Annotated in this window: 23 protein-coding genes; 18 read left to right on the plus strand and 5 right to left on the minus strand. The window is 50.2% G+C overall.

Going from position 1 to position 26,823, the window contains the following annotated elements; genetic code table 11:
* Positions 1-32: 32 nt before the first annotated feature.
* From I2B62_RS00575 to I2B62_RS00585, 3 genes are all read right to left on the minus strand, one after another.
* On the minus strand, positions 33-458 hold the full coding sequence (locus I2B62_RS00575) for a MaoC family dehydratase (RefSeq protein WP_195267041.1): 426 nt from the start codon (positions 456-458) through the stop codon (positions 33-35).
* 22 nt (positions 459-480) lie between these two features.
* Entirely contained in the window at positions 481-2,028 is a 1,548-nt protein-coding gene (locus tag I2B62_RS00580) for an acyl CoA:acetate/3-ketoacid CoA transferase (protein WP_195267042.1), read from the minus strand.
* Positions 2,029-2,277: 249 nt separating this feature from the next.
* Entirely contained in the window at positions 2,278-3,654 is a 1,377-nt protein-coding gene (locus I2B62_RS00585) for a sigma 54-interacting transcriptional regulator (RefSeq protein ID WP_195267043.1), read from the minus strand.
* A gap of 184 nt (positions 3,655-3,838) precedes the next feature.
* Here I2B62_RS00585 and I2B62_RS00590 point away from each other — a divergent pair, with 184 nt between their 5' ends.
* The 13 genes from I2B62_RS00590 (at position 3,839) to I2B62_RS00650 (ending at position 18,416) form a co-directional block, all read left to right on the plus strand.
* On the plus strand, positions 3,839-6,250 hold the full coding sequence (locus I2B62_RS00590; RefSeq protein ID WP_195267044.1) for a U32 family peptidase: 2,412 nt from the start codon (positions 3,839-3,841) through the stop codon (positions 6,248-6,250).
* Positions 6,251-6,257: 7 nt separating this feature from the next.
* Positions 6,258-8,627, plus strand: a complete 2,370-nt coding sequence (locus I2B62_RS00595; RefSeq protein WP_195267045.1) for an endonuclease MutS2 — start codon at positions 6,258-6,260, stop codon at positions 8,625-8,627.
* 209 nt (positions 8,628-8,836) lie between these two features.
* Positions 8,837-9,256, plus strand: a complete 420-nt coding sequence (locus tag I2B62_RS00600; RefSeq protein WP_038352605.1) for a Fur family transcriptional regulator — start codon at positions 8,837-8,839, stop codon at positions 9,254-9,256.
* Positions 9,257-9,409: 153 nt separating this feature from the next.
* Entirely contained in the window at positions 9,410-10,054 is a 645-nt protein-coding gene (locus I2B62_RS00605) for an ABC transporter permease (protein WP_195267046.1), read from the plus strand.
* The gene (locus tag I2B62_RS00610) at positions 10,051-10,968 is read left to right on the plus strand and encodes a glycine betaine ABC transporter substrate-binding protein (RefSeq protein ID WP_195267047.1); all 918 of its coding nucleotides are present in this window, start codon (positions 10,051-10,053) and stop codon (positions 10,966-10,968) included. The genes I2B62_RS00605 and I2B62_RS00610 overlap by 4 nt, the downstream gene beginning before the upstream one ends.
* Positions 10,961-11,692 carry an ABC transporter ATP-binding protein gene (locus I2B62_RS00615; RefSeq protein WP_195267048.1) on the plus strand — a complete coding sequence of 244 codons (732 nt, stop codon included), beginning with the start codon at positions 10,961-10,963 and terminating at the stop codon, positions 11,690-11,692. Before I2B62_RS00610 ends, I2B62_RS00615 begins: the two co-directional genes overlap by 8 nt.
* Before the next feature lie 74 nt (positions 11,693-11,766).
* Positions 11,767-12,261 carry a peptidylprolyl isomerase gene (locus I2B62_RS00620; RefSeq protein ID WP_195267049.1) on the plus strand — a complete coding sequence of 165 codons (495 nt, stop codon included), beginning with the start codon at positions 11,767-11,769 and terminating at the stop codon, positions 12,259-12,261.
* Positions 12,262-12,297: 36 nt separating this feature from the next.
* On the plus strand, positions 12,298-12,930 hold the full coding sequence (locus I2B62_RS00625) for a zinc ribbon domain-containing protein (protein WP_195267050.1): 633 nt from the start codon (positions 12,298-12,300) through the stop codon (positions 12,928-12,930).
* 156 nt (positions 12,931-13,086) lie between these two features.
* Positions 13,087-13,806 (plus strand): LytTR family DNA-binding domain-containing protein, encoded by a 720-nt coding sequence (locus I2B62_RS00630; RefSeq protein ID WP_195267051.1) that lies wholly within the window; start codon positions 13,087-13,089, stop codon positions 13,804-13,806.
* Positions 13,803-15,152 (plus strand): GHKL domain-containing protein, encoded by a 1,350-nt coding sequence (locus I2B62_RS00635; RefSeq protein ID WP_195267052.1) that lies wholly within the window; start codon positions 13,803-13,805, stop codon positions 15,150-15,152. The genes I2B62_RS00630 and I2B62_RS00635 overlap by 4 nt, the downstream gene beginning before the upstream one ends.
* 342 nt (positions 15,153-15,494) lie before the next feature.
* Positions 15,495-15,734, plus strand: a complete 240-nt coding sequence (locus I2B62_RS00640) for a hypothetical protein (RefSeq protein WP_195267053.1) — start codon at positions 15,495-15,497, stop codon at positions 15,732-15,734.
* Entirely contained in the window at positions 15,731-16,168 is a 438-nt protein-coding gene (locus I2B62_RS00645; protein ID WP_195267054.1) for a DUF5684 domain-containing protein, read from the plus strand. Before I2B62_RS00640 ends, I2B62_RS00645 begins: the two co-directional genes overlap by 4 nt.
* Before the next feature lie 10 nt (positions 16,169-16,178).
* Positions 16,179-18,416 (plus strand): lectin like domain-containing protein, encoded by a 2,238-nt coding sequence (locus I2B62_RS00650; protein WP_195267055.1) that lies wholly within the window; start codon positions 16,179-16,181, stop codon positions 18,414-18,416.
* A gap of 79 nt (positions 18,417-18,495) precedes the next feature.
* On the opposite strand, the gene I2B62_RS00655 is transcribed toward I2B62_RS00650, so the two are convergent.
* Positions 18,496-19,593 (minus strand): LCP family protein, encoded by a 1,098-nt coding sequence (locus I2B62_RS00655; RefSeq protein ID WP_195267056.1) that lies wholly within the window; start codon positions 19,591-19,593, stop codon positions 18,496-18,498.
* A gap of 183 nt (positions 19,594-19,776) precedes the next feature.
* Positions 19,777-23,391 (minus strand): FtsX-like permease family protein, encoded by a 3,615-nt coding sequence (locus tag I2B62_RS00660; RefSeq protein ID WP_195267057.1) that lies wholly within the window; start codon positions 23,389-23,391, stop codon positions 19,777-19,779.
* Positions 23,392-23,533: 142 nt separating this feature from the next.
* On the opposite strand from I2B62_RS00660, the gene I2B62_RS20750 reads away from it, so the two are divergent.
* From I2B62_RS20750 to I2B62_RS00685, 5 genes are all read left to right on the plus strand, one after another.
* Positions 23,534-24,097 (plus strand): TetR/AcrR family transcriptional regulator, encoded by a 564-nt coding sequence (locus I2B62_RS20750; protein WP_195267058.1) that lies wholly within the window; start codon positions 23,534-23,536, stop codon positions 24,095-24,097.
* A 177-nt stretch (positions 24,098-24,274) separates the two neighbouring features.
* Entirely contained in the window at positions 24,275-24,616 is a 342-nt protein-coding gene (gene rplS / locus I2B62_RS00670) for a 50S ribosomal protein L19 (RefSeq protein ID WP_195267059.1), read from the plus strand.
* Positions 24,617-24,669: 53 nt separating this feature from the next.
* A complete protein-coding gene (lepB, locus tag I2B62_RS00675) occupies positions 24,670-25,209 on the plus strand; it encodes a signal peptidase I (protein WP_195267060.1) in 540 nt (179 codons plus the stop codon).
* A 1-nt stretch (position 25,210) separates the two neighbouring features.
* On the plus strand, positions 25,211-26,041 hold the full coding sequence (ylqF, locus tag I2B62_RS00680; RefSeq protein WP_195267061.1) for a ribosome biogenesis GTPase YlqF: 831 nt from the start codon (positions 25,211-25,213) through the stop codon (positions 26,039-26,041).
* On the plus strand, positions 26,028-26,816 hold the full coding sequence (locus I2B62_RS00685) for a ribonuclease HII (protein WP_195267062.1): 789 nt from the start codon (positions 26,028-26,030) through the stop codon (positions 26,814-26,816). Before ylqF ends, I2B62_RS00685 begins: the two co-directional genes overlap by 14 nt.
* Positions 26,817-26,823: the final 7 nt, after the last annotated feature.

Genomic DNA, 26,823 nt, shown 5'->3' on the forward strand with positions numbered 1-26,823 from the left:
GGACAAGAGCTGTCCGGGGCTTTATGTATGCTTCAGGCACTGTGGAGGGGAGGACGGACTGTAGCGATTCCCTCAATGACGACCTCGCCGTGCTGGTTTTTGCAGACTGTTTGCATTTTGACAATGTTCTTCTGCATCAGGATTTCCTGAACCTCAACCTCTGCGGTGATAGTATCATTAAAGTACACAGGTCTGGTAAATTTGAGTTCCTGGCCCATATAAATGGTTCCAGGACCGGGCAGCCACACTCCGAGGACGGCTGAGATCAGACCGCTGGTCAAGATGCCGTGAGCGATACGCTTTTTGAAGGGGGTATCCGCAGCTGCCTGAGCGTTGAGATGGGCAGGGTTGATGTCTCCGGTGATGCCGGAGAAAAGGTAAACGTCGGTTTCGGTAATGGTTTTTGTGTAAGCGGCTTTGTCGCCGATCTTTAAGGTATCAATAGAATGACTGTTCATGGTAAGGCTCCTTTGTCTTTATTTAAATGGTAAGATTCATTTTCTGAGGGCTGAAGATGCGGCTGTCCATCAGGTGCAGACTGTCTGAGATACAGGGACTGAAGTCCATATGCGCCAGAATGTCTTTTTCAAGCTCGACGCCGGGAGCAATCTCGGTGAGAGTCATTCCCTTGTCTGTCAGTTCAAAGACGGCGCGTTCAGTAATATAGAGCACCTTTTGGTTCTGGGCGTAGGCGTATCTGCCGTTAAAGGTGACCTGCTCAACATCACGCAGGAACTTTTTGCTTTTCCCCTCAGAGCGGATGGACAGGCACCCCTTTTCCACAGAGACCTTCAGTCCTCCGGCCGTAAAGGTGCCACAGTAGACGACCTTCCGTGCGTTTTGGGAAATGTTGATAAAGCCGCCGCAGCCAGCCAGACGCGGACCGAATTTACTGACATTGACGTTGCCTCTGGAATCCGTCTGTGCCAGACCAAGGAAGGTAATGTCCAAACCTCCGCCGTCGTAGAAATCAAATTGAGAGGGCTGGCTGAGAATGCACTCGGGATTGAGGGCTGCTCCAAAGCTGGCGCCGCTGGCTGGAATGCCGCCGATTGGACCGGATTCCACAGTCTGGTGGACATCCTGAACCAGCCCTTCCTCGGCCGCCACATTGGCTACGCCCTCAGGCATGCCGATCCCCAGATTGATAACCGCGTCAGGCTCGAGCTCCATAGCGGCCCGCCGGGCAATGATCTTGCGTTCATTGAGAGGCAGGGGTGCAAGGCGGTTGATGGGGACCTTTATTTCCCCACTGTAGCTTGGGTTATACGCTTCGCCGAAGGTCTGCATCTGGTTTTCAGATTTGGAGACGACAATGGCGTCCACATAGATACCGGGAATTTCGACATTTTGCGGGTTAAGGGTGTTGTCCTCGACAATAGCCTCGACTTGAAGGATGACCTTACCACCAGAATTTTTGGCAGCCTGGCACATGGGCAGGATTTCGAGGGTGACAGCCTCTTTATCACAGGTGGCATTGCCTTTGGAATCCGCATAAGTTGCACGGACAATGGCGACATCAATAGGCATGGCTTTGTAGAGAAGCTGCTCCCTGCCACCGATCTCCACAAGCTCGACCAGCTCCTCGGTGGTTTTGGCGTTGAGACGGCCACCGCACTGCCTTGGGTCGACAAAGGTGTGAAGCCCTACGTGAGTCAGTGTGCCAACCTTGCCAGCGGCAATATCCCTGAACAGGTGGGTGATAACGCCCTGAGGCAGGTTGTAAGCCTCTATTTTATTTTCGATGGCCAGTTGCTGGAGCCTGGGCACAAGTCCCCAGTGTCCGCCGATACTACGGCGTACCAGTCCCTCATGACCAAGATGGTTGAGTCCTTTGTCTCGGCTGTCGCCCTGTCCGGCCGCATAGATCAGGGTAAGGTCTTTGGGAGCCTGGCTTTCCAGAAAAGAATTTTCAATGGCTATGGTGATTTCCTCGGGGTTCATACACCCGACAAAGCCGCCACAGGCAATGGTATCGCCGCTGCTGATCAGTTTGACAGCCTCACTGGCTGATATTATTTTTGACATGATCGATAACACTCCTTTTATGTTTGATTCTTATTGCTTAATTAGTAACGCAAGAATTGTGCCAGATTTCAAGAGGTGAGGAGGGCATCTAGGGGGTGTAAATAGGTAAAAGAAGGAGAAATAGACTTGAAATTGTATGAAAAACTGACAGCTTTTGCAGGGCAAAAGAAAAAAGTGTAAGAATTACTTACACTTTTTGAATTGAAAATATAAAGTTTGTCAGAAATACTGACAAATTTGACGAGAACCTTACAGATTGTATTTTTTGATTTTCTCATAAAGTGTTGTACGGTTCAGCTGGAGAAGCTCTGAGGTTTTGCTTTTGTTGCCTCCGGTCTGGACAAGACATCGGGCTATAAGACTGCGTTCGGTTTGTTCCAGTGCATCCTTAAGAGGAAGCATATCGCCGGTATCGGAGTCATCAGAGATAAAATGGGGAAGGTGGGCAGGCAGGATGGTATCCTCATTTTCCATAATATTCAACGCCCGCTCGATGATGTTTTCAAGCTCCCGGACGTTGCCGGGCCAGTCATAGCTCTGGAGAAGCCTGAGAGCACCGGGTGAGAGTCTCCTTGCCTTTTTTCCGAATTTATAGGCGTATTTATCGATGAAACGGCTGCAGAGAAGCGGAAGATCAGAAAGTCTTTCACGCAGCGGCGGTACCTGAAGGTTGATGACATTGATTCGGTAAAACAGATCTTCCCGGAAATGGCCTGACGCTACGGCCTCAGGCAAGCTGCGGTTAGTAGCGGTGATGACGCGTACATCAATTTTAACCGGCTCGCTGCTGCCGATCCGCTCGATCTCCTGTTCCTGGAGTACCCGCAGGAGCTTAACCTGCATGGAAACAGGCAGCTCGCCGATTTCGTCGAGAAAGATGGTGCCGCCGGCGGCTACCTGAAATTTACCGATTTTTCCGCCTTTTTCCGCACCGGTAAAAGACCCGCCCTCATAACCAAAAAGCTCAGACTCCAGAAGCTCCGAGGGAATGGCGCCACAGTTTATTTTGACAAAGGGCTGGCAGGCGCGGGAGCTCTCATGGTGGATAGCATGGGCAAAAAGCTCCTTGCCTGTGCCACTCTCGCCAGTGATGAGGATGCTTGAATCTGAGTGAGCGGCCTTGCGGGCCAGATCCTTAACAGATATGATAGCCGGGCTGTTCCCAATGATCGAATCCAGAGTGTATTTTGACTGGTTAGCTTTGTTCAGCTCATTTTTGTAGCCCTGAAGCTCCCGCTCCATGGCGGTGATCTTATGGTTGAGGTTATCAAGGTCAGTGATGTTGCGGAAGTCAACCTTCCCTACTACGCCAATGATTTTACCGTTTTTGTAAACCGGAATACGTGAGGCGATCATGTAGGAACCGCCGATTTTCTGGAGCTGTGCAATCTCTGGCTCACCGGATTCCAACACTATGTGCAGGCGAGTATTTTCGATTACGTCGCTGCAATGCCTGCCGATGATTTCCTGGTCATTCATATAGCCAAGAAATTTGCAGTAGGGCTCACTGATCATGGTAATGATGCCCTTTTGATTGATGATAACAATGCCGTCATACACAAGATCGATAATGGCCTTGATAAGATCGGTATCATGGGATTGTGCCTGGAGATTGATGGATTTCATGGAAAGGGCTGCCTCCTTACGTCTTAAAGTGTTTTCATTATATTTCAGCCAGACTTTAAAGTAAAGGGCTAAACCAAAGTTTTGCGATTTATTGATTCTGTTCATGATTACATATTTTGTTTTTACAATAAAAAGGTTATAATAAACCAATGGTTCATACGATAAGATAAAGGAGGCAGGGACAATGTACAAAATACCTGAGTTGCTGGCGCCGGCCGGCACCCTGAAGAGCATCCGTGCGGCCATAAACGGCGGGGCAGACGCAGTCTACTTTGGCGGCAAAGCCTTTAACGCCAGACGTAACGCGGGCAATATGGATGAGACGGAAATGTCAGAAGCCGTGGCGCTGTGCAGGCAGTATGGTATAAAGGTTTATGTGACACTCAACATTCTCATCAAGGACGAAGAATTTGAGGACCTGGTAAATGATCTAAACTTCCTAACAGGTCTGAGTATTGACGGCCTTATTGTCCAGGATCCGGGGCTGATCTTTCTGCTGCAGAAATATTTTCCAGACTTCAGGCTCCAGACCAGTACCCAGGAATCTGTGTACGGCCTGGAGGGCACTCTGTTCTTTGAAAAACTGGGCTTTATGCGGGTGGTGCTTCCAAGGGAAATGCCCTTGGGCGAAGCTGCCATGATCGCGGAGAATACAGAGGTGGAGGTTAAGCTTTTCTGTCATGGAGCTCTTTGCTACGCCTATTCGGGGCAATGTCTGATGAGCAGCATGATTGGCGGTAGAAGCGGTAACCGAGGGCTCTGTGCCCAGCCTTGCCGAAAAAAATATGAACTGAGGAACGCGGAGCACCGCCTGATAAAAAAAGGGTACCTTCTGAGTATGAAGGACCTGAATATCAGAGATCGTTTAGAACAAGTAGCGGCAGCGGGAATTGATTCGCTCAAGATCGAGGGGCGCATGAAAAGTCCGGAGTACGTGTATGCCGTGACCCGTGCCTACCGTGATGCCCTGGATGCTGTGGAGGGAAAGGGAAGGACGCCGTCCATCACAGAAAAAGAGCTGGCCCAGGTGTTTAACCGCTCTTTTACAAGCGGCCGCCTTTTCTGTGATCTTCAGGTTATTAACGACGTGGTGGGGCGCAACCGTGGGACGCTGGCAGGGCGTGTTATCGGTTGTGAAGGCGGAAAGATTTTGATCGAGGCTATGCCGGATACGGTGTTTTCGGTGGGCGACGGCCTGTCTTTTGGCGAGGACGCCGAAAAGGGAATGCGTATCGACGCGCTTTTTGATTTAAAGGGTCGCCCGTTAACCACGGAAAAACCGGGTATAAAGATTAAAGCACCATGTCGATTTAAAGTCGAGACGAACACACCGGTCTACCGCAATCATGACGCGCGGCTGACCAGACGGCTGGAGCTTGAAAGCCGGGCTTCGGAACCTGTAGAGCAGCCGCATGTATCCTTCAGGCTGAGATTGTCCCTTGGACAACCCACGGAGATTAGCGCAACGGCGGGAACATACACGGTAAATAGGATTTCTCACATTACGCCTACGGCTGCCCAGAAGCTTCCCCTGACCGACGAGGGTCTGTCCGGGCAGCTTAAGCGGCTGGGTGGTACAGGTTATCAATTTGGCAGTCTGGACGCAGATATTGAGCCGGGAATCTTTTTATCCAAGGGCGAGCTGAACGCGCTGCGCCGAGAGATTGTGGAAGCTCTGGACACAGAGCGAGCCGAAAAAAAGCCCGTGGGGCCCGCGCCGATAGTCTTTTCCCTCGATCGGGAGCTGCCCGTCAAACAGGAGGTGCAGAAGCCTCTCCTGTCATTGGAGTCTGCTGCGGCCGAAGATTTTGAGACCCTCTGTGATCTGGCTGTGGATGAGCTGGTCCTTCCGGTCCGGGACCTCAGCCGACCCCAGGATTGCAGAAAGTCCATTGCCCGGGCCAGAGAATGCGGGAAACGCGTGCTGCTCACCTTTCCGAGGGTCATGAACAGTGCAGCATCCGCACGGCTGAAGGCTAATCTAAAGGCTTTCTGCGAGCTGGGGCATGATGGCTTTCTGCTAAAGAATTATGAGGTGCTTAACCTTTTTCAGGACTTGCCGGTTTACAAGGAGGCCGATCAGTCTTTCAATCTGTTTAACGCCTTGGCGATGAAGCAGCTGAAAGCGTGGAAGGTGGACGGCGGTGTGCTGTCACCAGAGCTGAGTGCTGCGGAAGCCGCTGAGATGGCAGCGCGTTCAGCGATCTGCTGTGTGTTGCCAGTGTACGGACGGCAGGAGATTATGGTCAGTGCCAATTGTGTGTATAACTGCGCAGACCGGCAGTGCGGCGGCTGCCAAAGAAATCAGGGATGGGCAGTCCTGACGGACGAGCGGGGAGCATCCTTCCCGCTGCGCAAGGATTACGATAATACGATACATATCTATAACGGCGATGTGCTTCTTTTAAAAGAGGAGCTGAAGCGTCAGAAATATATTGATAAATGGCGGATCTACGCCACAGACGAAGCCCCAAGGACGCTGGAGACTGTGGCGGACTACTATCGGAACGCGCTGGATAAGGGCGTTTTCGGCCCACTGCCTGGCGGCGCCGGGGTCCGTTATACTAAAGGAAATTTCAAACGAGGAGTTAAGTAGCGATAAAATGGACAAACGAAGTCTAAAGGTACTGGAGTACCCTAAAATACTGGAAATACTCAAGGGACATTGCGTCAGCGAGGGGGCAAAAGAGCGGGCAGCCGCCCTGGTTCCCTACGAGACGGTCTACGAAGTGGAAAGAGCCCTTGGCATTACGGGTGAAGCGCTTAATATGATGCTGCGCAACGGACGTCCGCCGCTTTCTGAAATCAAAAACACCAGCGACTATGTGCACCGTGCATCCATCGGAGCCATGCTCTCCATGAAGGAGTTGCTGGCAGTGGCGTCATTGCTGCGCATTGTCAAAGATATGGAAAACTACTATTACAACGATACCCAGCTCGAAACATTGGATCAGCTGAAAAACCTGTTTACCCTGTTGGCTCCCTGTGAGGAGCTGGAGAAAGAGATTAGCCACAAAATTCTGTCAGAGGGTGAGATGGCCGACAATGCCTCCCGGGAGCTCTCGCGTATTCGACGGGAGATCAATTTTAAGAATACGCGGATCTCTGACAAGCTCAATGGCATTATCTCCGCGTCGCAGAATGAAAAATACCTGCAGGAGCGTATCATCACCATCCGCAACAACCGGTATGTGGTGCCGGTCAAGCAGGAATACCGAGGCCAGATACCGGGGATTGTTCTGGACCGGTCGGCCAGCGGCGCGACTCTTTATATAGAGCCTTTGGCTGTGGTTGAACTCAACAATGACCTCAAGGTGCTGGCAGCCGAAGAGGAAAAGGAAATTATCCGCATTCTTAAAGAGTTGTCGGAAAAGGTTGCGAACTATAAAGAGGAAGTTATCGAGGACTATAACCTGTTGGTGGAGCTGGACTTCCAGTTCGCAAAAGGTAAATACGGCCTGGCCATTGGCGGTGTACTCACCCATGTGAGCGAGTACGGTAAAATCCGCTTTATTAAGGGCCGTCATCCGCTCATTGACGCCAAGGTAGTAGTAGCTTCGGATATCTACATGGATGAGGACATCGACACCATGATCATTACCGGGCCCAACACGGGCGGCAAGACTGTGACGCTGAAAACCATCGGTTTGCTGAATCTCATGGTGCAGTCCGGCCTGTTTATTCCAGTTAAAGAAGGCAGCGGCACCCGGGTATATAAGGACATTTATGCCGACATCGGGGATGAGCAGAGCATTGAGCAGAGCCTCAGTACCTTCTCCTCCCACATGACCAACATCGTCGACATTATGAAAAACGCGGATGACAACGCCCTCGTACTCTTTGATGAGCTGGGTGCAGGCACCGACCCCACCGAGGGTGCGGCCCTTGCAATCTCTATTCTGAATACTCTGCATGAGCGGGGAGTGACCAGTGTGTCCACCACCCATTACAGCGAGCTCAAGGAATACGCGCTGGTCACCCGTGGCGTCATCAATGCATCGGTTGAGTTTGACGTGTCCACGCTGCGGCCAACCTTTAGGCTGCTCATTGGTGTGCCGGGAAAATCCAATGCCTTTGAAATCGCAAGGCGGCTGGGCCTGAATGAGGACATCATCGAAGCCTCGAGGAAGCTCATTGAAAATGAAGCCATCCGCTTTGAGGAAACCCTGATCAAAATCGAGGAAAAACGGAAAAAGACCGAAGCCGAGCACGAGGAAATCCTGCGCCTGAGACGCCAGATTGAGGACATGAAGGCCGAAATGGCGAACGAACGTGACAAAGCCAGAAACACGAGCGCAGAAATAATCGAGCGAGCCCAGGAGGAAGCCAGCGCCATTGTGCGGGATACCCGGCAGGAAACAGAAGAAATTTACAAGGAAATCCGCTATATACAGGAAACGACAGCCCAGAGTGTTAAGGACAACAAAAAGCTGGAGGCCCTGCGGCGAAAGATCAAGGATCAGGAAAAAAATATCTTTGATATGTATAAGATTGCCCGGCCTGAGGAAGATGAGGAGCTGGACATTGAGGATATTAAAATAGGCATGCAGGTCCATGTCAAGAGCCTTCATAAGGAGGGCCAGGTGGTTAAAATCATGCCCAAAGATAACAGCGTTATGGTCCAGACCGACAACATGAAGCTGAAGGTGGGACTGGCGGACCTGACTAAATCCAAAGCCATCGCCAAGCCAAAGGAAAAGAAGGTCAGTTATAAAAGCGCAGACCGCCACACTATGGACACCAAGCTAGATCTCAGGGGCAAAAACGGTGAGGAATCCCTTTATCTGGTGGATAAGATGATCAGCGACGCAGTGGTTTCCGGAACACACCAGCTGATGATCGTCCACGGAAAGGGTACCGGTAAGCTGCGCCAAATTATTCACGCCTATCTTAAAGACAACAGTCTGATCCGGGACTTCCGGCTGGGCGCGCCAAACGAGGGTGGCTCAGGTGTTACGGTCGTTGACCTCTGATTTGTGGGATGTATTTTTTTAAATACATTAGTATTTTAAATGCTTTATCTGTGAAAAAATGTTAGAATAAAAACCAATGGGGATGAAAAAAGGCCTGTTTCTTCGGAAAAATCTTTGTTTTTATTAAAGAAAAGTTAACAGAGGTTGACAAAATTAGGAAGATTCAGTATAATTAAATCATCAATTATTATCTAGGAGTGGTTCTAAAGATGAATGCAGATTTACAAGAATACAGAGAACGGATTAAGAGTGTGGGTTTGAAAGCAACGCCACAGAGAATAAGCGTATTAAAAGTTCTTTCAGAAACGGATGAACATCCCAGCGCTGAGATGCTCATGGATAAACTGAAAAATGAAGGTAGCATCATGTCTGTTGGAACCATCTATAACATTCTTGAAACGTTCGAGGAAAAAGGATTGATTTTGAAGCTGCACGATCATAACGAGGTTATGCGTTTTGATGCGCGCACGGGTTTTCACGTTCATATCTTTAACAAGAAAACCAATCAGATTGAAGATTATTTTGACAATGACCTCGAGGTACTTCTGAAGGATTACCTGAAAGATAAGCTTCCCGAGGACGTTACACTTGATCATTTGGATATTGCTTTGTATTCACAGTCTGCTTAAGGCAGACACTGAAAAGCCGTCGCGGAAATGCGGCGGTTTTTTATTGGTCTTTTTGTTGGAAGGCATGCGGTTTCATTCAATTTTGGGTCAGGGGCTTTTTATGTTATAATAACAGAAGTATCATGATTCAGGTTATTTAAAAGGAGTGAAATTTTGCTAGAGGAAATTTTAAAATTATATACAGAGCGTGGGTCCTTTTTCTTACAGCTGACCCTTCAGCACCTGCGCATCTCCGGGACGGCTATCGCCATTGCGGCGGTAATCGGTCTGGTGCTCGGGGTGGTGGTGAGTGAGCATCCCAAAGCGTCGCCCATTGTTTTGGGCACCACCAACGTCATTTACACCATTCCCTCCATTGCTCTTCTTGGGTTTTTGATCCCCTTTACGGGCATTGGTAACACCACAGCCATCATTGCACTGACCGTATATGCCCTGCTGCCGATGGTGCGCAACACTGTGACTGGCATCACCGGCATCAGCCCGGCAGTGATTGAGGCGGCCCGTGGTATGGGCAGCACGGATTTTCAGATTCTTTACAAGATCAAGCTGCCATTGGCTCTGCCCGTTATTCTGACAGGATTCAGGAACATGGTGGTTATGACCATCGCATTGACCGGTATCGCCTCCTTTATCGGCGCCGGCGGGCTGGGGGTTGCTATTTATCGAGGCATTACCACCAGTAACATGGCCATGACTGTGGCCGGAAGTATTCTTATCGCACTTTTGGCCTTGATCTTAGATTTTGGGATCGGGCTGATTGTTAAAATAATCAACAGGAAGAGGAGATTGATTGCATGAAAAAGAAAACAAAAAAGATCGTTGCTGTGGCTGTGGCCCTGGTACTAGGCGTGACCATGATTAGCGGGTGCAGTGCAGGCGGCCAGAAAGAAAGCGATACGGTTAAAATCGCTACCAAGCCTATGACCGAACAGCTGATCCTGGGAGAAATGCTATCCATCCTGATACAGGAAAATACTGACCTGAGTGTGGAGATTACCAAAGGTGTGGGCGGTGGCACCAGCAATATCCACCCGGCCCTTATCAAAGGCGATTTTGATTTGTATCCTGAGTACACGGGTACCGCTTGGAACAACATTCTGAAAAAAACTGAGTACCCAGACGACGAGACCCTGTGGGACACCCTGACCGGTGAGTACGACTCGCAGTTCGGCCTTAAATGGGTGGGTCTGTACGGCTTTAATAATACCTATACTCTGGCGCTGCGCAAGGAAATCGCAGATAAGTACAACATCAAAACCTTCTCTGACATGGCCAAATACACATCGGAGATCACCTTTGGCGCTAACCCGGACTTTTATGAACGTGAGGACGGCTACCAGGCCCTGTGTGATGCCTACGGCTTCAGCTTTAAGGACCACATGGATATGGACATCGGTCTTAAATACAATGCCTTAAACTCCGGCGAGGTGGGCGTGATCAACGCCTATACTACCGATGGGCAGTTGTCAGTTGCCGATGCGGTCTCCTTAACAGACGATAAAAGCTTTTTCAAAAATTATTACTGCGGCACCATTGTACGCGAGGACACGCTGGAAAAATATCCAGAGCTGGAGGGCGTGCTGAAAAAAATGGACGGTATCATCACCAATGAAGAAATGTCCAAAATGAATTATGACCTGGAGGTCAACAACAGGGACGAGCACGACGTTGCCATGGATTTCCTCAAGAGCAAGGGCCTGGTCAATGAATGATCCCATTATTCGGTTTAAGAATGTGACCAAAGCTTATGATGACGAGGCTATTCTGGAATGGTTCAGCTTGGACATCGGAAAAGGTGAGTTCCTGACCATTATCGGCAGCTCCGGCTGCGGTAAGACCACCCTGCTCAAGATGATCAATGGCCTGCTGATTCCAGACACCGGTACTGTCTGTGTACAGGGCCAGGACATCTCAAAGACCGATCTTATCGCCCTGCGCCGGAACATCGGCTACGCTATTCAGGGAGTAGGTCTGTTCCCGCATATGACTGTGCGGAAAAACATCGCCTATGTGCCTAACCTTTTAAACAAACAGAACCGGCAGAAGACTGAGGCGGCTGTGGCGCGGCTGGTAAAAATTGTTGGGCTTGACGAGAGCCTGCTGGACCGTTATCCCAGTGAGCTGTCCGGCGGACAGCAGCAGCGGGTGGGCATTGCCCGTTCACTGGCCGCTGCCCCAGAAATCCTGCTCATGGACGAGCCTTTCGGCGCAGTCGACGAGATTACCAGACGGATGCTTCAGGATGAAATTCTGCGGATCCACCGTGAGCTGGGCGTGACCATCGTGTTCATTACCCACGATATCCGGGAGGCTTTAAAGCTTGGCACGCGTGTAGCTGTCATGGACCATGGCGGTCTGGTGCAAATCGATACGCCTGAGAACATTCGGAGCCATCCTGCCACAGACTTTGTAAAGGAACTGGTGAGTGATCGCTAAGCAGTACTTTTCTTTTTTGATATTTTAGTGTATCATTAGGGTATTAAACTTATATCAAGCATTTGGAGGAAATTATGAGTGAAAAAAATCCTGTTGTCGGCATTGAACTGGCAAACGGAAAGACCATCAAGGTAGAGCTGTATCCGGACATTGCTCCGATCAGTGTTGAAAACTTTTTAAATCTGGTAAAGGACGGTTTTTATGACGGCCTGATTTTCCACCGTGTAATCCCCGGCTTTATGATTCAGGGCGGCTGCCCGAGCGGCACTGGCACCGGGGGACCGGGACACACCATCAAGGGTGAGTTCGCAGCTAACGGTGTTGAAAATAATCTGAAGCACAAAAGAGGTGTTCTGTCTATGGCGCGTTCTGCCAGCCCGGATTCTGCCGGCTCTCAGTTCTTTATCATGGTTGAAGACGCACCGCATCTGGACGGCCAGTACGCAGCCTTTGGCGCTGTGACAGATGGTATGGAAGCAGCGGATGAAATTGTAAATGCAGACCGTGACTACATGGATAAACCCTATGAAGACCAGGTAATGAAGCGGGTTTATATGATCGAAGAGTAAACACTGTGTTCAAATAAACGAAAAGGAAGTGATCCTATGACCAAGTATTGCCCTAATTGTTATGTCGGCGTCGGGCCGGAGGATAAGGTGTGTTCCAACTGTGGAACAGAGCTAAAACCGGACGAAGTAAAAATGGCCGAGACTTTCCCGGCGCAGGACCCGGGCGATGCGGCAGATGTATTTGCCGCCAAAATTGAAAACACCAGCTGTGATATGCCAGAGGAAGAAAAGCCAGCCGAAATTGGCGAGGAAGAAAACCCGGCCGACGCAGCCGATGTGGTCATTGCGTCTATGATTGATGGCAACAGCTGCAGTGAGGACAGCGGTTCAGAAACAGCAGCGCTGGCGCCGTCGTCCTCGGACGATTACCGAAATGCCTTTGAAAATGAACCGGAAGATCCAGAGGCTGTGCGCCCAGCTGCTGACGTTCCGATAGCGAAGGTGATGGGGCTCGGCGAATGGCTGCTGACCTTGTTCCTCGTCTGTATCCCCATCGTTAATCTGATCATGCTGATCTACTGGAGCGCAGCCAACGACATCGACCCCAACAAGAAGAATTATGCGCGGGCACAGCTGATCATTATGGCCATTGGCGTGGTCATTTCCTTTATGTTTTTCGGCTCCATCGTCGCCATGATTCTGGCCTTTGGAAATTACTATTATTATTAAAAACAAGCCCCGGCTCATACAGAGACCGGGGTTTTTAAAATGTGACGAACGGTTAAAACACAGGACAAATGGTTATAAAATATTGAAAATTAATGATATACTATAAGACGAGAATACCATTCGCTTTATGTGGCATCAGTGGGAGGTGCGTTGGATATGTTTATTATTTTATGTGAAGATAACGTTGTGGACAGAGAGAATGCGGCCCAGTTGATTGAAGAAGCTACCAGGGAAATGTTTTCAGATTGTCATTTCCAGATATTTGAGGAGGCGGAAAGCTGTCTGGCGGCAGCCGCTGCACAGTCTCCGGACATTGCGTTTATTGATATATTTCTTGGAGAAAAAAGCGGTATTGAACTGGCGGAGGCGGTCCGTAAGCTTAACCCAAAGGCCGCCATTATTTTTATGACCATATCAAATGAGTTTGCTTCAGAATCCTACAGGGTAAGAGCTGTGGATTACATTTTAAAACCTGCACAGCAAGATCAGGTTATCGCTGCCCTTCGTCGCTGTGTGCGGCGGGAGGATAAAGCAGCTTTTCTTACGATCCGGCACCACCGGGAGATTCTGAGGATCGATCAGAAAAAAATTGAAAAGCTGGAATCACAGGGCAACTATTTCCTGATCTATATGGCTGGCGGTGAGATCATCACGACACGTGGCCAGCTCAAGAGCATCCAGAGCCAGCTGAGCACAGATATGCTTAAGCTGAGGCGTGGAGTGGTGGTCAATATGAGCTGTATTGAGGGAATAAAGGGCGGAAGCTGCAGGTTGAAGTCCGGCGAAGAGATTATGCTCAGCCGGAAAGACGCAGGGGAAATTCGGCAAAGCTATTATAATTACCAGTATAATCTGGTGCGGAATGACAAGCCATGAACGATTTTCTCAACGCAAATATGTTCGTGCGCTATCTCCTGGGTTTCTGGTTTCTGGTAGCGCCCGTTGCTTTTATCTGTCTTCTGCCATTCGACCGCGAGGAATACCGTATTCCCCTCAGAAAGATGGTGTTCTTTGGCGTTTTTAGCATGGTGATTCTGTCATTTGCGGAAACGGCAGTGCTGGTTAGAAATGAGGCCCTGTTTTCAGGTGAGAACGCCATTGCGACAGCGGATAATCTTGTCCGTTGTATAACTATGCTGATTTGTCTGACGCTCTATTTCTACTGTGTCCGGAGCACAGCGATGAAAAAATTACTGGTTTATGCCATGGGATTTACCTACGCGGCGTTCACGACAGCTCTGGGGACATTGTACAGCAATGTCAATCCCCGGCAGGTTGAGGAGACAGGCGTGCTGCTGCAGGATGGGTCGCTTTATTTTTATATCGCCCTCGATCTTTTGCTGGTGCCAGCGGCGGCACTGTTTATGCGCAGGCAGGTACGGCCAGCTCTCAGGAATATGGACTCTGCGATCACGCGTAAAATCGGGATGGGGATTATTCTTATGATGATGATCTATGGCTTCAGCTTTGCCACGGTTATTGGCGCCAGAAACTTTTATACGATACCGATGCTCACTGTTTTTTTCAGTCTCAGCTTTTGCGTATTTTTTTCCTTTGCTCTTTTCTTTTCCATTGTGCGGCAGAGCTCGCAGACCATGAAAGCGAGGGAGGAAGCGCATCGCCTGGCTCGACAGATCGAAATTGATGCTCTGAGCTACCGCAAGATGATGGGCAGCATCGAACAGGCACGGGCAGTCCGCCACGATGTGCGCCATCATATGCGGCAGATTGGCAGTATGCTTCAAAGAGGCGACCACGAAGGCGCTGAGGCCTACACCCAGATCTATATGGAGCGTATGGATGCTCAGTCGCAGATCACAGTATGCCAGAATTATCTGGTCAACAATATTGTACTGTACTATCTTGACCTATGTCAGAAGGACGGTATCGAGCTGAGGCATCACATTGTGCTTCCAGAGCTTTCGGGGATCAGCCCTGTGGATCTGACCGTTCTCTTTTCAAATATTCTTGAAAATGCCCTGAACGCATGCCGTCTGGTGACAGAAAGCCCGCCCTTTATTGAACTTCGATCCGAATGTGTTGGCGCCTCCCTTGTGATTGTGCTGGAAAACAGCCTGAATTCCAGCGCTGCATCTTCAGGAAATGGCAGCGGGATAGGGATGAAAAGCGTAGACGCTATTGCCCGAGCTCACGATGGTGAGGCGTATTTTGGTCCGGAAGATGGCCTCTATATAACGAAAATCAGTTTGTGTTTAGAATAGCCTGTAAAGAACGTGACGAGTTGCGCATAAGCGTGATGAGTTGCGTTTTTTTAGGTAAAAAAACGTGATATAATCATGATGTACATCTATACGAGAAGCAAAATACCATGTGAGTGCAGGCAAAAATAAATTAAAAGACGAGAGGTGGAGCGTTGAGCAGAAAAATAAGAGACCACAGGTATCGTGGGCGCCCGTGGGAACAGCGCTGGATTTTGCCGGCAATATGCTGTCTATGGGACAGCTACGCTGCCCATCTCCTAACAGGTTAATCCGGAGGCGCATGATTACGACACAATCCACCAGTACGACTATCTGCACGTGAAAAATTACCGGTCATTTCTTTTGAAGAAAACCCAGGAAGTTTTAGAAAAGAACGGTATTTCGCAGAGGCAGAGTACCGAGGAATCAGTGGTTATTCAGCCGACGGTCCAGTCCGAAACGGTACAAGCCGCAGGCAGTACTTTACAGAATATCGGCACCGGTATTGTCGGTATGCAGTCGCAAATCCTCCTGACCGCCGTGGTGCTTTTGCTTCTGGCTACAGGCGGATGTATTTTAATTAGAAAGAGAGTAAAAAAATGACCTATAATTATTTCTATGAAACGACAGGCATGGTCGGGCTGCTTCTGAGCCTGGCCTGGTATATTTTTATTCTGATTGCGGGCTGGAGGCTCTTTGAAAAAGCAGGTGAGCCTGGCTGGAAATCATTGATTCCAATTTATGGCAGTTATATCCTTTATAAAATCAGCTGGAAAACAAATATGTTCTGGATTTACCTGGTCTGTGTTGTAGCCGGCGCCTTTATGGGGGTATCCGATAACGGTGCGCTGGTTTCCATCAGCAGCCTGTTTTCCCTGGTATCCTTTGTGCTGATAATCATCCAGACCTACAAGATGTCAAAGGTCTTTGGACATGGCGGTGGCTATACCGTAGGTCTGCTTTTACTGAGACCTGTTTTTATACTGATTCTTGGCTTCGGCAGCGCAGAGTACAAGGGTAATCCAGATCAAAACTGAGGTGAAGAGCGTGCAGACAAAAACAAGAAGACAACCAAAATGTTTTAAAAAAGTCATTCTGACCATTCTGGTCACACTGCCGTTGTTACTGGGCAGTGTGACCGCAGCGGAGCAGCTGCCTGATGGACAGATCGTTGGCGGTTATAGCAGTGATACCGCAGGAGCAGGCTACAGCAACTATCCCGCAGGCGAAAACCGGATCACGCCGAGAAGCGCATTGCCGGAAAAACTTGATCTACGGGAAGCCGACCTGGACGGGGACGGGGTGGTCGAACCGTCTTATGTTACTACCACAAAGCAGCAATCCCCTTGGGGGACCTGCTGGGCTTTTGGAGCCCTGTCGGCGATTGAGTCCAATTATATCAAAGCAACGGGCAGCACCGCTGAAGATGTCGATTTTTCGGAGCGATACCATGCCTGGTTCGGATATACGCTAGACCACGGTGAAGGAATAGAGCCAGTCAAAAACGCTGGAAAGCGTCTCGACTTCGGTGGAAACCGCAATATTAGCTCAACAGTACTTTCCAGCTGGTCCGGACCAGCAAAGGAAAGTGCAGCGCCCTATCAGGCGAATGATGGAGACACTGAATCGAAGGACACAGACTGGACCCTGCCAGATAACCTCATCCGAGATCCGCAGGTCATGTCGGACGCCCGGGTGCAGAACATCGATTTTTTGCCAAGTACGGCGATCTTTACAGATCAGGAGAGCCACCAGGGATATGTCTATTCACAGGCAGCCACCGAGGCCATCAAGCAGGCGATTGTGAATAACGGCGTGGTGGAGCTTTCCTATTGCGCGGCGGTCGCAATTCCGGGAGAAGCACCAGATTACAGATATTTGAATATGGAAACCAAGGCCCATTATACCTATGAATATGTTGTCGCAAACCACGCGGTCAGCATTGTAGGCTGGGATGACAATTATTCGGTGAGACACTTTAATGAAGGACACCAGCCTGTAGCCGACGGCGCGTGGATTGTCAAGAACAGCTGGGGCAGCTATGAGGACAAATCAGATGAAGGCTGGGAAGCCAATAAGGACAAAATACCTGTGGACCGTCAGGGCTACTTTTATCTTTCCTATTATGATCAGTCCGTCTGTGATTTTACCTCCTACCAGGTCGATACCGATACAGACGGCCTGTTCGCCTATGACAATAACTACCAGTACGACTATCTGGGGCTTAAATCGCCAGACAGCCGGAAGCCATCCGAAGCCGGATGCAGCGGTATGACCGCCAATGTGTTTACTGTAGCCGCAAATGAGCTGCTCCAGGCAGTCTCTGTGATCACAGCCGAGCCCGACTGCACAGCGGATATTCACATTTACAAGGTGCCCGCCGGCACCGCTGACCCCACTTCGGGCGAGCTGGTAGCAGAGCAGAAAGGCGTGAGCCTGCCCTACGCGGGTTACCATACCATCGTGCTTGATGAACCGGTTTCCTTAAATGCCGGTGAGAACTTTGCGGTAATGGAAACCATCACAAACAGAGATGGCAAAGGTTACGCGCCCATTGAGCGAGGAAGCGGGGAAGTGGTAGCTTCGGAGGATGAATCTGCCACCGTTGAAACCGCTGAAAACACCGTCCGTTACATCGCTGACATTGAAGAGAGCCAGAGCTTTTTATATAAGGATGGAGCCTGGATCGATCTGGCAAAGGACGGGACCGATGGCGTGGACAAAGAGGGCAACGCCTTGCAAACCGGCAACGTCATGATCAAGGCATTTACCACCGATCTGGACAGCTTCTCGCTCACAGGCATGTCTATCGAGGTGTTGAATGCAGAAGGACAGAGCCTTGGAAGCCAGCAGGTCACCGAATGGTCAAAGGTAACGCTGCCTGAGGGGACTGAGGCCATCCGTCTGTTCCCCACAACAGAGGGCGAAGGAACACTGACTATCACCGCCGCCGGCCAGACCGTGGGCGCAGAGGCGTCGGTTTCAAAGGATCTGTTCTCACAGGACGGCCTTGTCCTTACCACCCAGGCCACAGGGCCAAGGGGCAATAACGCCGAGGTTAACACCTATCGGCTGAGCATTGAGATAAAAGCAGCGCAGGGATCTGACGGAGAACCGGACACAGGCAGCAACAGCAAAGAAGCAGAAAAAAACAGCGCCGCCGATAAAAACGCCGGCACCGGAATAGATGAAAACAGAGCAGCCATGATCCTGGGAGCATCCGCAGTATTGCTGCTGGCAGCAGGTCTGGGCGTCCTTTACTGGAAACAAAAAGGCAACCACTAAAAAAGATATTTCCTCAGACAGAACCATAAAATAAAGAAGGTATCCGCAAAGCGGCTTAAGCGCCTTGGGATACCTTTTTTTACGGTGCGTCCTCTACAGGCACCACTACATTTTCGTTGTCAGAATCCTTTAGATAACACTCAAAAGGGGCACTGATGTCAATGGTAACGCCGGTTTTGCCGCCGGTCTGTTCGGCGATGGTATCGCTGATCTTCATGAGATCATCCGAGGGGGTGTAGCCCGAGTCATTGCCGTACAGAATCTTGTGCAGTACAATGGCATTGTCGGCCAGCGTGTCGGGTACAAGGTACCAGACCCCGTCGATCATATCACCGTAGGAATAATCGTCAAGGGGAACCCTGTAGCCATCAAAGCTCTTGCTATTAAGCGACATGAAAGTCTTGGCATAGCGCGTCATATCCTTAAGCAGCAGCGAGGTCTGCACATAGGGATAAACCTTGCCGAGGAGATTGAGATCTGTAAAAATATCGCTGTTAAAAAGCTTTTGGGCAATCTGCTCAAAGACCTCCCGCTGACGCTTGGTGCGCATATAGTCGTTGTCGCTGTAGCGCTCACGGCAGAAGGACAGAGCCTGGATTCCGGTAACAGTCTGGACGCCCGTCTGTGTAAGAAATGGGTCGGATTTTCCCACCTTGTCATTGTCATCCATGATATACTGGTTTGTCCAGTGGAGCACAGATTCGTTGGGAATATTGATCTCGACCCCACCCAGGGCGTCGACCACATCCACCAGACAATTAAAATCAATGGAAACATAGTCCGAAATATTTAAGTCCAGCTTTTCATTCAAGGTCTGTATGGCCAGTTCAGGACCGCCGTAATCATAGGCAGCGTTGACCTTTTCGTAGCTTACGCCGTTCTCTTTTCTTTCGGGAATTTTGACCATTAAGTCCCGCATGAGGGAGGTAGCCTTGACATTGCCGTTTTTGTAATTGACGGTGACTAGCATGATGGAGTCCGAGCGGTTACCGTCAACATCATCGCGGCCATCGAGGCCAAAAACAGCGATATTGGAGACGTCTCTATCCAGCTTTTGGTTAATGTGGAGCTGGCCTGTATCCAGCCGGTTACCAGAGATCCCCCGCAAAATGCTGAAGCAGTAGACCGCACCACTCCCAATCAGAATGATCAGACAAACTAAAACAACACTGAGCACCTTTTTTCTTAATCGTATATCCGTGACTCCTTTGTTCCTGCTTGTATCTATCGATTATACACAAGTCCAAACACTGATGTATTAGGATTTGCTAAGTATAACACACTCTTGATACAAAATAGATACAATTTCGGTGCATTTAAGAAAGGATACAGGATAAAAAGGTGCATTTCTGTCATGTTTCTATTCCACACTTTTAAGCGAATCAATCATATCAATATGATCTAAGGTCCTGTTGGTTATGAGGTTGACGATGAGCGCGAAGCTGAAGGAGATCAGCGCTGTGAAGACATAGCTGATGGGCTCAACATAGACGGCAAAGTGGACTGAGGGCATGTTGAGCACGTAGGTCAGGCTGCCGCCCAGTGCGCGGCCAACTGGAAGGCCCATCAGAATGCCGATAAGGGTGAGGAGGAGCGTTTCCTTATTCACATAGAGGTGAACTTCCTTGTCGTAAAAACCAAGCACCTTCATGGAAGCGAGTTCCCGCGTCCGCTCCGAGATATTGGTGGAGGACAGGGAAAACAGCACGATAAAGGCCAGGCCGGCCGCCATGCCTGTAATCAGGTACACCACCGAGTTTACCAAAGAGAAGGCTGAAGAAAAGCTTTCCTTGAGCTCGGCAGTGCTCGAAACTGACAGCATTTTATCCTGACGGCCAAGGGTATCGGCATAGGCCATATGGTCGGTGCAGGCGTTTGAGAGATGCGCGAGGGCGGCATTGGGCTCGTAGGTGCCGAACGCTGCCTCATAAACGCTCTGGCGCATATAAACCGCATTCCCAAGGTAGTTGCGCATAATTCCCGAGACCGTTGATTCCTTCTGGACGAGTTGATCATCCTGGATAAAGAGCGTATCACCAGCTTTCAGGTCCAGCATTCGGGAGGCGTTTTCAGTGATTAACACCCCGCTTTCCGGCAGAGCAGCCGGAGAGCCATTGGTGTTTTCCAGGCAGATATAGCCTTCAAGAGAGTGATCGTCGGGCACGACAACAAGCTGCACCTTTTCCTCCCGTCCATCAGTGATTTTTTTCAGCTTGACATTGCCGGTTTGCACATTGATAAATTCCGCGATGCTTTTGTCTCCGGACAGACGGTCCATGACCTCGGTATTATCATCTGCCGCGGTGACAGCCATGAGGTCGTACTGGTAAATGTGTTCATATTGCTTGGGCATAAGGTCATTAACGGAGTTCTTGATGGCAAAGCCGCAGAGTACCAGGGCGGTACAGCCCATGATGCCAGCTACAGTCATAAACAGGCGTTTTTTATAGCGGAACAGGTTTCGCATGGTCACCTTATTTAAAAAGGACAAACGGTTCCAGACAGCAGGAACGCGCTCCAGCAGTACCCGGGAACCAGTGCGCGGCGATTTGGGACACATGAGCACAGCGGGCATATGGATCAGCTCGGTACGGCAGGCAATGGCCGCGGCACCGGAGATGCTCACTGTAAATAACAGTACGCCGCCCAGACCATAGAGCAGGTTAAATTGGAACAGGTATTCCGGCAGCATGTAAAGCATCTGGAAAACTGTGAATACAAATTTGGGCAGCAGGATAAAGCCGCAGATATCTCCCAGAATCCCACCGGCCAGACAGGCCGCAAAGGCATAGAGCAGATATTTGCTGTAAATGGCGGCATCCCGATAGCCCAGGGCCTTATAGGTGCCGATAAGTCCTCGCTCCTCCTCCACCATACGTGTAATGGTAGTTAGGCTGATAAGCACCGCCACTACTAGAAAGACAATGGGAAAAGCCGTTCCGACCGCCTCGATGGAGCCAGCGTCACTTTCAATGCTGGCATAACCACCGAGAGCGCTCCGGTCCTGGACATACCATTTGGCAGTGTCGATGTCTGCCAGCTTGGCACGGGCGTTCGAAAGCTTTTGTTCAGCCTTGATTTTGGCATCCTCATATTCCTGCTTTTTTTCTTCCAATTCAGTCTGACCGTCTGCCAGCTCAGCCTGGCCGTCGACCAGCTCCTGACGGCCGTTTTCCAGCGTTTGGCGCCCCTCAGTCAGTTGTCTGCGAGCGTTTTCCTCCTGAGCGTTCAGCTCGGCTGCACCGGCGTCCAGCTGGTTTTGGCCGCTTTGCAGTTGAGCCCGGCCCACAGTCAGCTGAGCCCGGGCAGCTGCGAGCTGTATAGCGTTCTGGTCCAGCGTGTCGGCCGTGGCCTTAAACTGGGTGTCAGCTTCGCTCTGCTGCTGTTCCAGCTTTGTCCGGTTTTTATCCAGGGCCACTTGGCCCTCGCTTAGCTGGCGCAGACCGCCAGCCAGCTGGGGAATGGCTTTCGGCAGCACCTGAAGTTGGGCCTTTTGAGCCTGAAGCGTTGCCAGAAGGGAGGCATCATCCGGGTCATCCGGGTTCAAGGCAGAAATCTGCGCGTCGAGGGCCTGCACAGCCTTATCAAGCACAGGTGTGAAAGCAGTCATAAAGGCTGCCTGTGCATCCGTCGCTGATTCCGCAGGCGCTGTGAGCCAGACGTCCCACTGCCCGGAGGGCCAGGCAGGCCCAAACGTGGTAGACAAGGCCTCCGCCTGTATGTTTAAGTCTGCCTGGGCAGCATCCAGCTTTGCCTGCTCATCGTCGAGCTGGTTGCGGGCGCTCTGCAACTGGGTATTTACCTCAGACTGCTTTTGGGCCAGAAGCTCACGCCCCTGGCTCAGCTGTGCCTCACCCTCATCCAGCAGGGCGCTGTAGTCCTTAAGCTTGGCGGCGTTGGCGATGAGTTCGGCGTAGCCGTCGTCTATTTTCTGACGTGCTGCCTCAAACTGTGCATTGGCAGCCTGTTCCTGATCAGCCAGCTCCCGGGTCCCGTTCTCCAGTTCCCGCAGGCCGTCAGCCAACTTCTGTCGCCCATCAGCCAGCTCTTTTTCGGCATCGGAGAACTCGGTCTCAGCCATTTCAAACTGCTCGTTCATTTTTTGCTCGGCATCAGTGATCTTGTCTGCAGCCTCACCGGTAACGGATTGGGTGCGCGCCTGTTCGCGGTCGGTTTTGATCTTTGACTCAATGGCCTGAATGACCCGTTGGACGCTGTCCTTGTACACGTCGGAGTAACAGATAAGGCTGCGGCTGTCTGTGAGCGTCAAGTAAACGGCGGTAAAGACATCGCTTTCAACGGCATCAGGAGTGACAAAAAAGGTAAAATCTGTGTTAGAGGCGGAACGGAAGGCAGAGGCGCCCTCGTTGTTGCTGATGTCCATGGGGTCCAGAACCACACCGGTAATCTTATAAGTGGTATTGGCAAAGGTAGGCGTTTCAGCCTTGTCTTCAAAATCCTCGGCCCATTCGTCGGTGTCTCCGGTACTGTCTTCTAGCACAGCGGTCTCTAAATCTTCCTCAATAGTGAGAGCGTCGCCCAGAGCCTTACCCGTGTTCTTCATGTATTTTTGAGTCACAGCGATCTCATCTGCCTTCTGCGGAAGAACGCCCTCCAGCAGATAAGGCTCGTTCATGCCTTTAGCGCTCAGCACCTTGACCTCAGCGTTCTGGCGTTTGTCATCCACCTGGGTGTAAACTGTCTCGCTGTAGGAGCCTTCAGCAGTCTCGACGCCGTCCAACTGCGAGAGCGCAGCCACATCCTCATCGGTCAGCCCCAGAGTGGACATGACCGAAATGTCGTAAAGGTTCTGGGTATCAAAAAAATGGTCCGCCGAATAGCGCAGGTCGTCGCAGGCGGCCTTAAGCCCTGTGAGCATGGTGACCCCAAGAGCTGTGATCATGAGTATGGAAAAAAAGCGTTTGCGGCTTTTCTGGATTGTCCGCCAGATATCTTTAAGGAATGCATTTTTCATGGTTGTCTGCCTCCGTTGTGAACAACATGGTGTTTATAGCTTTATTATAGAGGTTAAAACAGGCGGTATCAATGAACAAAACAAAGTGAATTGTTGAATACAACATGTTGTTGTGCTATGATTACAAAAAGGAGATGATCCCGTGAGAAAACAACCTGAAGTCACAGAACAGACAAAAGCAAATCTCAGAACAGCCTTCTGGGAGCTTTATAAAGAAAAACCCATCGAGAAGATAACCATTAAAGAGATAGCCGATACCGCTGGATATAACAGAGGCACCTTCTATCTTTATTATAAGGATGTCTACGACCTTTTTACCAAGATCGAGGAGGAACTGCTAGAAGCCATCCGCCAGCTGATCCACGATACACTGCCCCAGAAGGAAGGTCTGGATTTCGCTGGACATATGGGGCTCATCGTCGAGCTCACACAGCGCTACTCGGCCTATATGTCCGTCCTGCTGAGTGACCGGGGTGATCCCAGCTTCGGCACCCGTCTCAAGGAGTTAATCTGGCCCCTGCTTAACCGCTACCTTATCTCCACCAAAGACCTGAAAGAGGAAGAGCAGGCTCTTCTATCCGAATTTTACCTTTCCGGCCTTCTATCCGCCATTACCAAATGGTTGAACGAACCGGGCGATATGACCATTGATCAGTTTATCGGCTTTGTCATGCAGCATATCTTTGCAGGGTTGTTTACGGTATAGACCTGGCAGAGGACAGTATTTAATTGCTGTAAGCGTAGAAGGAATATAAAATTTTAAAAACAGCTTGCCAAACATTTTGCTTTAGGGTATACTATCATAGTATGCGAAATCAAGAGATGGTCCTCTGTATGGGCTTCATATACGAACATCAAAAAACGAACTGAAGGAGGCTGTGAGATGGATATTATTAAAAAGATCGAACAGGAAAACATGAAAGCAGAAAAACCGGAATTTAACGTAGGGGATACCGTCAAGGTTCACGTCCGCGTTATTGAAGGTAAGCGTGAAAGAATTCAGATTTTTGAAGGCGTTGTACTGAAAAAACAACACGGCGGCGTTAAAGAAACCTTTACCGTAAGAAAGATTTCCTCTGGCGTAGGCGTCGAAAGAACCTTCCCGGTACACTCACCAAAAATCGACAAAATTGAAGTTACCAGACGCGGTAAGGTCAGAAGAGCAAGACTCCACTACCTGCGCGACAGAGTTGGTAAAGCAGCTAAAGTCAAAGAAAGACGGTAAAAACGCGAAGGGGCCTGTAGGCCCCTTATTTTGTATGTAAAGGAAGTGATTCTGTGAGTCAGAATGAAGACCGCAATGCCAAAAAGGAACATTCCGAAGCCAGAGAATGGATACAATCCATCATCATTGCTGTGGTGCTGGCCTTTGTCATCAAGATGTTTCTTTTTGATTTTGTATTGGTGCAGGGAAGCTCTATGCATCCCACGCTGGAAAACGGCGACCGCCTTATTATCAATAAAATTGAGTACCGTCTGGGCGAGCCCGATTATGGCGACATCGTGATTTTAAATTATTCAAGCAGTGTAGAATATGTCAAGCGTGTCATCGCCAAAGGAGGAGACACCATCTCCATCAGGGATCAGGTGGTTTATGTTAACGGGGAGCCCATCGACGAACCCTACGTCAATACCGATCCCTACGGCGATTTTCCTGAGGTAACCGTGCCCGAGGGAACCTATTTTGTCATGGGTGATAACCGGGCCAACAGCTCGGACAGCCGCTTCACAAGTCTGGGCTTTGTGGATCAGAAGGATATTGTCGGACATGTGTTCTTCCGCTTCTGGCCTTTTGACAAGTTTGGATCGGTGAGCTGATATGGAGAAGAACGATGCAATCCAGTGGTACCCAGGCCATATGGCCAAGGCCGGCCGGCAGATTCGAGAGAAGCTCAAGCTTATCGATATTGTGGTCGAGGTGCTGGATGCCCGCCTGCCTGTAGCCAGCAAGAACCCCGATATCAACCAGTATACCGAGCATAAAAAACACCTGGTGCTGCTGAACAAGGCTGACCTGGCCGATCCCGACCAGAACCAGAAATGGTTTGATTATCTGAAGGGCCGTGATGGCATTGACGAGGTCATGCTTTATAACGCCTTTGACTCCAAGAAAAAACCCGAGCTGGTAGCAAAGCTCAGAGGTCTTAACCCCAAGGATAAAAAGCAGCTCAAATGTCTGATCTGTGGAATTCCCAACGTGGGCAAGAGCACCATCATTAACAGCCTGATCGGCAAGAAGAAGACACAGATCGGGAATAAGCCGGGCGTCACTAAGGGACAACAGTGGCTCACCGCACCCGATGGCCTCATGCTGCTCGATACACCCGGTATTCTCTGGCCTAAGTTTGAGGATCCCGAGGTCGGTTTTCACCTGGCCTGGATCGGTTCTATCAAGGATACTGTTTTTGAAAAAGAAAACATCGCAGCTGACCTGCTCAAATTTCTGGTCGACCATTATCCGCAGGATGTGGCCGCCCTGTACAAAATTGACCTGGATGGCAGAAGCTTGCCCGAAATCTTCGACGCCATCGCGAAGAGCCGCGGTCTTTTGCTGCGCGGGGGCGAGTACGACTACTTCAGGACCAGCGAAATGCTCCTGAACGACTTTAAAAACGGAAAGGTTGGGAGAATTACCATTGACCAGCGTTAACCCAGAACAAATCGCAAACATGACGGCAAAGGCTGTTAAAGAACTGTGGCAGAGTGCAGATATCAATGAATATCCTGCCTTGGCACAGATACTTTCACAGGACAGCCGTGCCGTCATTAAAAAACAGGCTCAGACTCTGAAGCGTTATTACGATAAGCACTGCGCCATCCTCGAGAAAACCGCCAGGATGAAGGCTTTTGAGCTGCAGTGTTACGACGAGGGCTACCAGATCATCGGCGGTAGCGATGAGGTGGGGCGTGGCCCATTGGCGGGCCCGGTGGTCTGCGCGGCCGTTATTCTTCCAAAGGATTCAGCGATCATGTACGTGGACGACTCTAAAAAGCTCTCCGCCAAAATGCGCGAAGCCCTGGATAGGCAGATTCGGGCAGAGGCCCTATCCATTACCGTTGGCCTGCGTACCCCGGAGCAGATTGACGCCATGAATATACTGGAGGCCACCAAAAGCGCCATGAGCGAGGCGATCAGCCAGCTGGATCCCCAGCCCGAACTCATGCTTATTGACGCACTCACCATCGAGGCGCAGACCGAAGTCCGCAGTATCATCCACGGCGATGCTACTTGCTACTCCATTGCTGCGGCCAGCATCGTGGCAAAGGTTTATCGGGATCGGCTTATGCACGAATACCACGCGCAATACCCCGAATACGGCTTTGACCGCAACGTGGGATACGGCACTGCTGAGCATATTGCTGCCATTAAAAAGTATGGGCTCACTCCGATCCACAGGCGGTCCTTTGTCCAGAACTTTGTCTAGCGCAAAG

The organism is Eubacterium sp. 1001713B170207_170306_E7 (genome assembly GCF_015547515.1).
Taxonomy (GTDB): Bacteria; Bacillota; Clostridia; order Eubacteriales; family Eubacteriaceae; genus Eubacterium.